General features: G+C 36.6%; 8 protein-coding genes. 1 reads left to right on the top strand and 7 read right to left on the bottom strand.

Annotation, left to right across the window (positions count from 1 at the left end):
• Positions 1-132: 132 nt before the first annotated feature.
• From DC53_RS02145 to DC53_RS02170, 6 genes are all read right to left on the bottom strand, one after another.
• Complete coding sequence (locus DC53_RS02145) at positions 133-1506, bottom strand: FG-GAP repeat domain-containing protein (RefSeq protein WP_033031824.1); 1374 nt, start codon at positions 1504-1506, stop codon at positions 133-135.
• Between the two features lie 111 nt (positions 1507-1617).
• Positions 1618-4914, bottom strand: coding sequence for a PAS domain S-box protein (locus DC53_RS02150; protein WP_033031821.1), 3297 nt, complete (start codon positions 4912-4914; stop codon positions 1618-1620).
• Positions 4914-6152: an ABC transporter substrate-binding protein gene (locus DC53_RS02155; RefSeq protein WP_033031818.1), complete on the bottom strand. Its 1239-nt coding sequence runs from the start codon at positions 6150-6152 to the stop codon at positions 4914-4916. Before DC53_RS02155 ends, DC53_RS02150 begins: the two co-directional genes overlap by 1 nt.
• 213 nt (positions 6153-6365) lie before the next feature.
• Positions 6366-7208 (bottom strand): glutathione-dependent disulfide-bond oxidoreductase, encoded by an 843-nt coding sequence (gene yghU, locus DC53_RS02160; protein ID WP_007376875.1) that lies wholly within the window; start codon positions 7206-7208, stop codon positions 6366-6368.
• A 90-nt stretch (positions 7209-7298) separates the two neighbouring features.
• On the bottom strand, positions 7299-7880 hold the full coding sequence (locus DC53_RS02165) for a rhomboid family intramembrane serine protease (RefSeq protein WP_033031816.1): 582 nt from the start codon (positions 7878-7880) through the stop codon (positions 7299-7301).
• 116 nt (positions 7881-7996) lie between these two features.
• Positions 7997-8680 (bottom strand): type 1 glutamine amidotransferase domain-containing protein, encoded by a 684-nt coding sequence (locus tag DC53_RS02170; protein WP_008137014.1) that lies wholly within the window; start codon positions 8678-8680, stop codon positions 7997-7999.
• 156 nt (positions 8681-8836) lie between these two features.
• Between DC53_RS02170 and DC53_RS02175 the strand changes: the two genes are divergently transcribed.
• Positions 8837-9760: a LysR family transcriptional regulator gene (locus tag DC53_RS02175; protein ID WP_007376878.1), complete on the top strand. Its 924-nt coding sequence runs from the start codon at positions 8837-8839 to the stop codon at positions 9758-9760.
• A 32-nt stretch (positions 9761-9792) separates the two neighbouring features.
• On the opposite strand, the gene DC53_RS02180 is transcribed toward DC53_RS02175, so the two are convergent.
• The gene (locus DC53_RS02180) at positions 9793-10527 is read right to left on the bottom strand and encodes a dienelactone hydrolase family protein (RefSeq protein ID WP_007376879.1); all 735 of its coding nucleotides are present in this window, start codon (positions 10525-10527) and stop codon (positions 9793-9795) included.
• Positions 10528-10720 lie beyond the last annotated feature (193 nt).

Genomic DNA, 10720 nt, shown 5'->3' with positions numbered 1-10720 from the left:
TAGGCACCGATTCGCGCTCGCCATAAAAAGCATCGTCAGATCTTGTCTGAACTAATACAGTAAAGCTGACTGTTACTCGAAAGTCTTAAGTCCAAAGCCCAACGGTTAATTCTGTTGGGCTTTTTTATTGGCTTAATTTAACCGTGTTTCTATTTTGCTGGTGCCATCTTCTTCGGTAAATTTAAATACAAAATCTTTTTTACCATCTTGGTTTATATCAACTAACAGAATATCTTTGTTATTTTTAGGCAGCGTTAATTTTAATTTCTTACGTTTTTTATTTAGCAGTGAATCTTGCTCTCCGTAATAAATATACAGTGTTTTTTTACTGTATTTGTATACCGCATCAATATAGCTGTCGCCGTTAATATCGCCTAAATAGAGCGCTGGTTTGGAATCATTGCCGTTCATTCCCACTTCCATTTCTAAATCAAGTTCGATACTCGATTTATTGGCAAATGAGCCGTCGGGTTGCTGTTTATAAAGATTCATTTCTACATCTACATCAGTACTGCCACCGCCCAATGCCATAGACGCGATAGTACCTAAGCCAATATCTAAGTCCATTTTTTGTAAATCAATTAAGCCATCATTATTAAAATCAGTTTTGAGCAATAGTTCACTAGGGCCCTGTGTTTCAAATAAGGTAATGGGCGTATTAGTAAAACCTTTAGCGCTCCCTAGGTATAAAGTATGTGCTATTTTTATATCTAACGAATCCATACCTTGCGTAGGCTTAAACTGCCTGGTTGTAAAATCAAGAAATCCGTCGTTATTAATATCAATAATTTGCTTTATTTTTCGAGTTTCACTATTACTTAGTTCGCCTAACTCGATGTCAAAGTCAATTGAGGTAAGCTTTTGCTCAAAGCCCTCTGAATTAGCAAGGAGTACATCTGCTCCAAAGTCGTTTGAAAATACTAGGTCGTTTAAGCCGTCGTGGTTAAAATCAATAACGACGGGTTTATTGCTAATATTAACTTCCAGCGAAAGTCCTTTACTTGAAAAACGACCTTCATACAAAGGTGTTTGCATAAATTGGTTGGGCTTAAAGCTGCCGTCTTTGTTTTGAACATATAAGGTGCTGCTTGTTAAATTAGGGATAAAAATATCACTTAAACCATCGTTATTGGCATCAAAAACAAAATCAATTTTCTCAAACTCATCTACTTTTAATGTATTAAGCACTGATTCATAAGTAAACAATAATGTTGTTTTATCGCTATTGGTTTTATAAACCCCGTCGTTTGCTAAAATTAGTGCTTGTTTGGTATCGGCATTGGCAAGTGTTGCTACATCAAAACCAATCGCATTATTGGGTAGGGTAAGTTGAATGCTTTTTGCGCTTAGTAAATTGATGCTCTCAAGCTGCTTTAGGGTCTTGTTATATGCAAATACAGTTGCGGAGTCGGTCGTAATTAATGCTTGTGTTGTTTGTATTGCTAGTTTTTGTGCTGATACAAGGCAAGGAGCTAAAGCGCATAGCGTTATTATTATTTTATTCATTCGTTAATCCTTTAAATTAACGAGCAATATAGTATTGCTCAAGATTAATTTATAGTACCAACGACTAATTTTAGAACAACTAAATATATGTAAGAAAATGTGGCTGAATGTCTATTTTACAGAGTGAGGAAGCCACTTTAAAAGCTTTTCAAATAAAATATCTTGGGCAATTGGTTTTGATATATAGTCATCCATTCCGGAATCTAAACATTTAGTTTTATCACCCGTCATAGCATTCGCTGTCATGGCTATGATTGTAATGGCGTTTGCTTTATCTCTTGCTTCATTATTTCTAATTAAAGTTGTTGCCTGATATCCGTCCATAACAGGCATCTGGCAATCCATTAAAATAAGAGAGTATGGCTCAATAGTATTTTTTTGATCTAAGTAATCAAGTACCTCTTTACCATTGGTCGCAATATCTACAACACTAATTCCCATTTTTTTCAATGTTGTTGCGGCGACAATCTGATTAATTTGATTATCTTCAGCTAATAAAATACGTATATCTTCACGCCATACAATATCATTCGGCCCAAGTGGTTTTTCGGTTATGGTACAAGTTTGGGTATTTTCACTATGTAAAGTGTTTCTCTCGGGTAAGCATTTTGTAAGAAGGTTAAAAATATCTTTAGTTGTCATCGGTTTTGGAAAGTAAGCAGTAAAACCATTTTGTTTATAGTGTTCATTAGTTTCAAACTGATCTATTGTGGTCATCAATACAAGGTTTGCTGTACTGAGAAGATTTAGATCATTAATCGTTTTACCGAGTGTTAATCCGTTACTGTCGCTAAGTTTTGTATCAATAATTACAATGTCGAAAGGATGAGCATGTTGGGTATAAAATTGCTCGTAAGTATTTAGCGCAATTTTTGCTGATGAGCTTATTGTTACGATTGCTCCCCATTGTGTAAGCTGCTTTTGAAGTACGTTAGCTTGGCTTTTGTTACTGCACGCTATTTGTATGTTAATTCCAGTAATATCTATAGGAGGCATTACTTTTTCTGTTTTTTTACCTTTCTTTAAAGTGATATCAAAAATAAAGTTACTCCCTTTATTTTCGTCCGACTTTACCTCTACTTCACCTTGCATCAAATTGCAGAGTTTCTTAACGATGGCTAACCCTAATCCTGTCCCGCCGTATTTCCGTGTTGTTGAAGAATCTACTTGTGAAAATGATTTAAATAACTTGGCTTGTTGCTCTACTGGAATGCCTATTCCGGTATCCTTCACTTGGCAGTTAAAGCGTATTTCATTCCCATTAGTGGGAATTAATTTAGCAATAATTTGCACTTCTCCTACATGGGTAAATTTAAGGGCGTTATTAACAATATTTGTTAATATTTGTCTGAGTCGTCCAGGATCTCCAATAACGAAAGGGTATTTGATATCTGTAATATCTAAAATAAGTTCAATACCTTTACTATATGCTTGAGCTGCGACTGTTTCTAAAAAATCTCCTAGCATGGCATGCAAGTTAAACTCTAACTCTTCTAGCTCAAGCTTACCTGCATCTACTTTTGAAAAATCTAAAATATCATTAATTATATTGAGTAAAGAATTTGCACTGTTAAGTGCAATACGTGTTTGATATTGCTGCTTTTCGTTTAAAGGGCTATCTAAAATAAAGTTAAGCATACCGAGTACTCCATTCATAGGCGTACGTATTTCATGGCTCATTGAGGCTAAAAACTCACTTTTTGCTATATTCGCTTGTTCTGCTAATGCTTTTGCTTCAATTAATGAATGATTGGCAGCAATCCGTTTAGTGATATCTTGCTGAATTCCTACAAAGGCGGTGAGTTTAGAGTGTTCGTCAAAAACAGGGGAGATTTGTAAACTATTCCAAAATGCGGTGCCATCCTTTTTGTAGTTTACTATTTCTACACGCTGAGTTTTTAAGGTTTTTATTGCATTTTTAATGACCGATATTGATTTTTTATCTGTGTTGGGGCCTTGTAAAACACGGCAATTTTTACCGATCATATCTTCTTTTTTGTAACCTGTTATTTTTTCAAACTCGCTATTTAAAAATACTAAAGGTAGACCAGGGACCTTAGCGTCTGCGATCGATATTCCTACATTACAAGACTCTATAGCATGGGCCAATAAATCATTTTGTTCTTTGGCTTTTTTTAATGCCTCTTGTGATTTTTTTTGTTCAGTGACGTCAGTAATTGAGCCCGCCATTCTGATGGCAATATTATTGCTATCTCGTAATGCCATGCCTTTCGCTCTAAAGTGACGGTATACACCTGATTTATTCTTTAAGCGGTATTCAATATTATATGGTTTATTTTGCGTTAAATGCGCTTTTAATTGTTTTTGGTTTTCATCTATATCATCAATATGAATTAGGTTATTAAATGTTTCAATTGTATTAGGTAAAAACTCTATATCGTTTTCATTGTATCCAAGTAATACTCTAATCCGTGGGGAAAAATAGATTGTATTAGAGAGGATATCCCAATCCCAAATACCATCATTGCTGCCTTCAACTGCTAACTCATAACGGGCTTCACTTAATTTGATTGCTTTTTTTGAAATCTCAAGTTGCTTAAATGGGTTTAATAGTAAATGCCTACCAAAAATTAATAACACAACAGATGAAAGGAGTAGGCTTAAAATAAGAGCTACTGCTATATCTAGCATAAAGGCGGTTACTTTTTCAGCTAACAAGCTGTTTTTTATTAAATAATTTAACTCAATGCCTGTGGAGCCAACCGGTGTTTTACTGATTGAAATATACTGCTGTGTTTCATCTAAATTTGAAAAAGAGACCCAAGGGCCACTGAGTATGATGTTATGATTATTTAATACAAATTTTGCAGGTAATAACTCCCTAAGCGGTGTGCTAAATTGTACTGTTAGCACCCCTTCACTGAGGTTGTTATATTTTATAGGTACTGCAATGGTAAAAAAATATTGCGATTGTGATGACCGTAAAATAACAGCGCTTTCTATTTGATTGTTAATTATACTATTTAGCCAAGTAGGTTCTGTCGCAATTACCTCAGCTAATGATGAGTCACTGCTATACACAACTTCTTGGAGAATATTTGTAATAACAAGCTTTTCGGTTTTTCCTAAAATTTTATATTCATCAAGGTAATCTAATAGCGCAGCTTTAGATGTTTCTGAGCCCATGATTGCATTTGACAAAATTGGCTGGCGAGCAATATCTTTGAGGATCTGTTCTCGGGTTTCTATAAAAAGCATTAAGTAACTAGTGGTTAACTCTGATTCAATTTCTATACTTTTACTCTGTAAATCATAAATAGCATCATTAGCTCTGCTCCCAACAAGTAAAAGGCTTATTGTTACTGAAAGTATTAAACTCAATGCTAAAAAAGTATAAAATGCATTGTTTGTTGTCAGTTTAAATTTATTACTCAGTGAGTTTGGCATTATTCTGGACTGCCTTCTAAATTATTTAATATATGAATACTCCCATCAGGTTTATAATTTGCCATGCATAAATCACCTAACCCAAGTGCTTCATGTGCATCTGCATCATCATTAGACCACTGAGTAAAAGGCTGCTTATATTGTTTAATTAATCCATCGATTGGTTGATTTAAATTCTCTAGTGCGAGCCTAATATTCGCCCTGTTTTCTTGTATATCGTCGGTTAATGTTGTTTGCGAAATAGCTTGTAATAGAATTTTAGTAAGATCATATGCATGAATAAACCCAGCCGGAGAATCCAGCTTTTCTGGTGCTATAGAAGGGGGGGAAAGCGATAGCGCTTGATTTACCACGTTTTTGGTAAGCTTTGTTTGGGGTTTAGTTAAAAAAGAAAAACAGCTTTGTATGAAATGCAGGTTGAGGTTTGATTTTATTGCGTGCTCAACATTTGTGAAAAAATCCCCCCCAGTGATCCCCCAGTGACTAATTATAGGTACTCGCTTATTCTCTACAAAACTTGCCATAGCGTTAATTATTTCAGCTCCTTCAAGTGCGTTACCCACAAACAAAATACAATCGGCTTGGTCGCTTATGATTTCACGTAGAATTATTTTTGCACTATTCGCTTTTATGTTCCAATTAAACCAATTTACTTTAGTTTTAATATTCCCCAATGCTTTGCTCATCGCAATATTGTTAGACTTACCCCAAGGGGTATTTTCTAATAACAGTTGGGGTTTTTGACAACCAAGAGTCTGCGTTGCAAATTGGGCCATTCTATGGCCTGCTTTTGTATCGTCTACAGAGAGTCTAAATACCCAGTTTTTCTCGTCAGGGTAGCGGGTAATTGGCCCACCAGCAGCCCAAGGAACTAAAAGTAATAGTTTATTTTTATTTATAAAATCTCTATTTTTAATATAGGGAGGAGAGTGTAGACCCCCCAAAAAAACTAACGCGTTTGAATCTTTTAAAAACTGCTGCATATGCAGCAAGCTGCGATTAGAGTTTCCTCTATTATCTTTTTCAATAAAATTTATTTGGTAACCTTGTACATTATTATTAATTTCGGCGAGTGCTGTAAGTGCTCCCATTTTCATTGCATAGGCGGATTCGTTATGATTAGAGTAGTCAGAATCGTGATAAATAGTCAGTGTTTTAATATTTTCAGCGTAGGTACTAAAGGAAAAAGAGGCCGTATAAAAGAGGCTTATGATGAGGAGATAAATAGTTATACGCATAAAAACACTTAGTTTTAATAATTTATATTAAAGTTAGCTTATTTTGGAGCGTTTTCATATTTTAAAAGAAAATAATTTTATAATAAATTATTTAAATAGTTAATTTGTATTAAGCTGTTGCTTTAATTGATTTATTGGCAATAAATGGCGTGTTTTTTGAAGTATAAAAGCCAGCAAATATTACTGGTTTTTATACAAAGATGCGTGGCTATTTTATTTAAAATCACTGCCTTTATGGCGCTCTGCCATTTGCTCTTCTTCAGGGCCCCATGTGCGATTAACACGACGACCGCGTTTTACAGCTGGACGCTCTGAAACCTGTGTAGCCCAGCGTACAACGTGAGTGTATGAAGCAACATCTAAAAACTCAGCTGCATCATACAAAGCACCTAGAACTAGCGAGCCGTACCACGGCCAAATGGCGATATCGGCAATTGAATATTCATCACCCGCCATGTATTCGTTTTCGCTTAAATGACGGTTTAACACATCAAGTTGGCGTTTAGTTTCCATTGTAAAACGGTCAATAGGGTATTGCATTTTACTTGGCGCATAGCTATAAAAGTGACCAAATCCGCCACCTAAGTATGGCGCTGAGCCCATTTGCCAAAACAGCCAGTTACGACACTGCGTTTTAGCTTTTAAGTCTTTAGGGATGAGTACATCAAATTTTTCAGCCAAATACTGTAAAATAGAACCTGATTCAAAAATACGAGTCGGTGGCGTGGTTGAATGATCCATTAGTGCTGGGATTTTCGAATTTGGATTAATATCAACAAAGTCAGAACCGAACTGATCGCCATCACCTATATTTATTAAATATGCGTCGTAGTCTGCACCAGTTAAGCCAAGCTCTAAAAGCTCTTCAAACATAATAGTGGCTTTTTGACCATTAGGTGTCGCAAGAGAATAAAGCTGAAATGCGTGCTCACCAATAGGTAGAGTTTTGTCATGAGTCGCGCCGGCAACGGGGCGATTAATACTAGCAAACTTACCGCCACTTTCACTTTCCCACGTCCATACTTTTGGTGGTGTATACTCGTTTTCATCACTCATAAATAACCTCAATGTTAAATAGAATTGTTTAATACTTACTCATAAATGGGGACATAAAAAATTAATTAAAGGTTTCGTTTAATATTTAACTCATCGACCTTTTAGCTTATCGTTTTTTGCTAATCTATAACCTAAAAACAACCCGCTTAGCGCTCCAAATAGATGGCTTTCAAACGATACATGGTAGCGCTGAGGTAAAACACCCCATATAAAACCGCTATAAAGTATGGCAACAGCAATAGCAATGATAATGGATTTTAACGAACGCCTGACCACGCCATAGCAAAGTATAAATCCCCACAAACCATATATAACACCGCTTAAACCAACATGTATGTTACTGCGCCCAAATGCCCAAACTAACAGTCCACCAACTAAAGCGGTAAAAATAAATACATTATAAAAACGCTTAACGCTGTATTGGCAAATTAGCCAACTTAATACTACAAATGGGATCATGTTACTGGCAAAATGCCACCAGCTACCATGCAAAAAAGGCGCGCATAGTATGCCAATTAAGCCTTGGATACTACGTGGGTATATTCCTAAACCATTTAAGCTTATACCAGGGAGGCTATTAATTACTTGTAGTACAAAGCAAATAACAACAATACTAAAAATTGCGAAACGGGTACTGGTTAGTAATGACAGTGTGGTTGGCTTGGTTGCCATATAATTGCCCTAATTGACTTTAAGAGTTGCCAGTATAGGAATTGTACTTGCTAATGAAAAGCAATTAAAAAAGCACAGCATAAAATACTGTGCTTAATTTTAATTATTACTCGCTATTAACCTAACTTAGTTAGTAGCTTTTTAGCAGCTAGTTCAGAGCTTGCTGGATTTTGACCGGTAATTACTAAACCATCTACTAGTGCTAATACTCCCCAGTCGTCAGTTTTTTGATAATCGCCGCCTTTTTTAATTAGCTCGTCTTCAACTAAAAATGGCACGATATCGGTAAGTTGTACTGCAGCTTCTTCTGAGTTAGTAAAACCAGTTACTTTTTTACCCGCTACTAATGCATTGCCATCAGCATCTTTAACATTTAAAAATGCCGCGCTTGCATGACATACCGCAGCAACCGGTTTTTGCTCTTTTACAAAGCTTTCGATAAGTGAAATTGAATCTGTGTTGTCAACCAAGTCCCATAATGGGCCGTGGCCACCTGGGTAAAATACAGCGTCAAAATCGCTTGAATTCACTTCACTCAACACTTTAGTGTTTGCCATTAATGTTTGTGCTGCGCTATCTGCGTCATAACGTTTTGTTGCATCTGTTTGAAAATCAGCAAGTGTACTTGTCGGATCAATGGGTGGTTGGCCGCCAGCTGGAGACGCTAACGTTACTTCAACGCCTGCGTCAACAAAGGCGTAATAAGGGGCTGCAAATTCTTCTACCCAAAAACCTGTTTTTTCGCCAGTGTTACCAAGTTCTGCGTGAGATGTAAGAACCATAAGTATTTTTTTAGACATTGAATATATTCCTTCTGATGATTTAAATTAGTAATCTTGCTTACCGATTACTATATGCACTAACACTCCTTTAAACAACGATGATAAATTTAACTTTATTGGTTTAATAATTGATACAATTGAAGGGTTGAATTTGAAACACATTGTGGAGCGTTTATGAAAGTGTCGTTTGAGCAGTTAAAAAGTATGGTGGTATTTGCACAAATTGTAGAGCAGGGTAGCTTAACCGCTGCTGCTAAACAGTTAGGGCTTACGCGAGCCGTGGCAAGTTATCATTTAAAAAAATTAGAAACCCAACTTGAAATCACTTTACTAAATCGTTCAACCCGCACCATGGCGCTCACTGAAGCCGGCATTGCTTATTATGAGCGTTGTAGAATAATTACCGAACAAGCCAATGCCGCTAATCAACAAATAGAAAATATAAAAAGTGAGCCACAAGGTTTGCTTAAAATTAGTTGCCCCGTAAATGTAGGAATGCAATTAATTGTGCCTGCAATAAATACCTTTAAACGGCAATACCCTAAAATTAAAATTGATTTACAACTTACTGATGACGTTATCGATATTATTAAAAATGGGTTTGATTTTGCAATTAGGGGTGTGGCGCTGAGTGACTCCAACTTGCAGGCAACCAAGCTGACTACAATGAGCACCTGTATTTGTGGCGCGCCGGAATACTTTGCACATTTTGGAAAACCTAAAACGCCCTTAGAGCTAGCAGAGCACCAATGGGTCGTTTACCAGCTCGGGAGTAAAACATTAACACTTCAAAAAGATGGCAAAAAACACGATATTACAATGCAAGGCGGGCTAAGTACTAATAACGCAGCCGCACGTACTGCCTTTGTAGAAGCGGGGCATGGCATTGGCCGTATTCCGCTTTACGATGCGTGGCCAAAAGTACAAGCTGGGTTGCTTGAAATTATATTAGATGATTATAAAAGCAAAGATATTGAACTGTACGGAGTATTTCCGCCTGGGGCTGCGGGATCTAAAAAACTACGATTATTTATTGATTACTTAAAAGCCTACTTTGTAAAACAGCATACCGCTTTAGGTATGCTGAAAGGCGTTTAATTATTTTCGCTTTTAAAATATTTATAAAGCACTTATAAAGTACGGCTAAATAATGCAACCGCTTGTTGATACATATTAATAGCAAGGGCTGCATCGTATCGCTCACCTTCATCACGCATAAAGGCATGCTGTGCATTAACTTCTTGCCACTGGTAATTAATGTTTGTGCTTACACATTGTTGGTATATTTTAGCGCGGCCTTCCTTTGGTACATGCGGGTCTTGTTTTCCCCATATAAAGTGAATTTCACCTTGTATATCAGCCATACGCTCGAATGAGTTGTTGCCTAGTTTTGCCGGTAATGTATTGCTGTGAATATCAGTAGCGTATAAACAAAAAGCCGCTTTAATTTCAGGGTTAAGTGCTGCTCTGTAAGCTAAATGTCCGCCAATGCATACGCCCATTGCGCCTACGGTGCTTGTGCAGTAAGTTTGTTGCTTTATAAAGTCGATAATGGCTTGCGTGTCGCTATCATGATGCTCAAGTGGTTTTGCCCATTTGTCGGCATTGCCTTTGTCTTTACCTGCATCGTCGTAAGCAAGCACAGTGCCTATAGGGTTTAACTCGTGAAATACTTCCGGGACTAACACCACAAAGCCATGGCTTGCTAAAATAGCTGCGCTGCGTGCAATCGGGGCGGTTTGCTGAAATATTTCAGAATAAAAAATGATAGCAGGGAACTGTCCTTGCGCTTGAGGGCGATATACAGTTGTTCGCATTAAACCTGTAGGTGTTGGCAAGTCAGCATTATGTTGTTGGATTATCATAAAAGCGCTCAGTTAAATAAAATTATATAATGATATGGTAACTGAGCGCGATAAAATAAACGACTTTTGTTGTCGAGTATTTATACCAACCTGCATAAATCTTTGATCAATTTAACGAATTAAATTTCACTATAACGTCGTTAAAAATTTTTATTTAGAACAACTAGATACAGAAATTATTGCCTAGTTCTAG

Origin of the sequence: Pseudoalteromonas fuliginea (assembly GCF_000690055.1) — a bacterium.
Classification (GTDB): domain Bacteria; phylum Pseudomonadota; class Gammaproteobacteria; order Enterobacterales; family Alteromonadaceae; genus Pseudoalteromonas; species Pseudoalteromonas fuliginea.
Note: the sequence above shows the minus strand (reverse complement) of the source record. Positions and strands in the feature narration are given on the sequence as shown.

Coding starts and splice junctions, on each gene's coding strand:
- DC53_RS02175 (WP_007376878.1), top strand. CDS start 8,837: ATGAAAGTGTCGTTTGAGCAGTTAAAAAGTATGGTGGTATTTGCACAA.
- DC53_RS02155 (WP_033031818.1), bottom strand. CDS start 6,152: ATGCGTATAACTATTTATCTCCTCATCATAAGCCTCTTTTATACGGCC.
- DC53_RS02170 (WP_008137014.1), bottom strand. CDS start 8,680: ATGTCTAAAAAAATACTTATGGTTCTTACATCTCACGCAGAACTTGGT.
- DC53_RS02180 (WP_007376879.1), bottom strand. CDS start 10,527: ATGATAATCCAACAACATAATGCTGACTTGCCAACACCTACAGGTTTA.
- DC53_RS02165 (WP_033031816.1), bottom strand. CDS start 7,880: ATGGCAACCAAGCCAACCACACTGTCATTACTAACCAGTACCCGTTTC.
- yghU (WP_007376875.1), bottom strand. CDS start 7,208: ATGAGTGATGAAAACGAGTATACACCACCAAAAGTATGGACGTGGGAA.
- DC53_RS02145 (WP_033031824.1), bottom strand. CDS start 1,506: ATGAATAAAATAATAATAACGCTATGCGCTTTAGCTCCTTGCCTTGTA.
- DC53_RS02150 (WP_033031821.1), bottom strand. CDS start 4,914: ATGCCAAACTCACTGAGTAATAAATTTAAACTGACAACAAACAATGCA.